The sequence below is a fragment of the Bradyrhizobium sp. UFLA05-112 genome (genome assembly GCF_053572325.1).
The window spans coordinates 1-1262 of record NZ_JBANBK010000203.1; the positions used below are offsets into that span (position 1 = coordinate 1).

The following is a 1262-nucleotide window of genomic DNA, read 5'->3' on the forward strand; positions in this document are numbered from 1 at the left end:
GCTACAGACCCATGCCATAGAGGCCTATGTTATCCATGCGGCGAGCATCGCGGTGTCACGCGAGCACCGGCGCGCCAAGAGCGATCGGATCGACACGGAACTGCTGATGCGCTCATTGCTCGGCTGGCTGCGTGGCGAGAAGCGCCATTGCAGCATGGTCGCGATCCCGACCATGGCGCAGGAAGACACACGGCGACCGGGCCGTGAGCGGCAGAGCCTGGTCAGCGACCAGACGCGGATCGTCAACCGCGTCAAAGCCGTCCTCGCCCTGGTCGGCATCGGCGGGTTCAATCCGAGGCTGCGGAAGGCGGCGCAGAAGCTCCAGACGCTGCGTACCGCAGAGGGAACGCCGCTGCCGGACAATACCCATGCGGAGCTATGCCGCGATCTGGAACGGCTGAGCCTGGTGCGTGACCAGATCCGTGCCATCGAACGCGAACGTTTGCAGCGTCTCGCCGCTGCGCCGGCCGCAGCAACGGGTCCCCATGCGATGGTTCGTTTGATCGCAAGGGTCCTCGGCATCGCCATCGAGACCGCCGACATGCTGGTGCATGAGGCGCTGTCGCGCAATCTGCGTGATCGCAGAGCTGTCGCGCGCTATGCCGGGCTGACCGGCGCGCCGGCGTTTACCGCTCTCGTCCGGCGCGCCGGTCAGCCCGGCATAGCGCGCGACAGCTCTGCGATCACGCAGATTGCGCGACAGCGCCTCATGCACCAGCATGTCGGCGGTCTCGATGGCGATGCCGAGGACCCTTGCGATCAAACGAACCATCGCATGGGGACCCGTTGCTGCGGCCGGCGCAGCGGCGAGACGCTGCAAACGTTCGCGTTCGATGGCACGGATCTGGTCACGCACCAGGCTCAGCCGTTCCAGATCGCGGCATAGCTCCGCATGGGTATTGTCCGGCAGCGGCGTTCCCTCTGCGGTACGCAGCGTCTGGAGCTTCTGCGCCGCCTTCCGCAGCCTCGGATTGAACCCGCCGATGCCGACCAGGGCGAGGACGGCTTTGACGCGGTTGACGATCCGCGTCTGGTCGCTGACCAGGCTCTGCCGCTCACGGCCCGGTCGCCGTGTGTCTTCCTGCGCCATGGTCGGGATCGCGACCATGCTGCAATGGCGCTTCTCGCCACGCAGCCAGCCGAGCAATGAGCGCATCAGCAGTTCCGTGTCGATCCGATCGCTCTTGGCGCGCCGGTGCTCGCGTGACACCGCGATGCTCGCCGCATGGATAACATAGGCCTCTATGGCATGGGTCTGTAGC

2 protein-coding genes are annotated in these 1262 nt (G+C 66.2%); both read right to left on the reverse strand.

The features are described 5' to 3' along the window. Positions 1 to 112 precede the first annotated feature (112 nt). On the reverse strand, positions 113 to 370 hold the full coding sequence (locus SO180_RS42360; protein WP_449384704.1) for a hypothetical protein: 258 nt from the start codon (positions 368 to 370) through the stop codon (positions 113 to 115). 6 nt (positions 371 to 376) lie between these two features. Next, the coding region (locus SO180_RS42365; RefSeq protein WP_479684007.1) for a transposase at positions 377 to 1262 on the reverse strand (886 nt) is incomplete at its 5' end.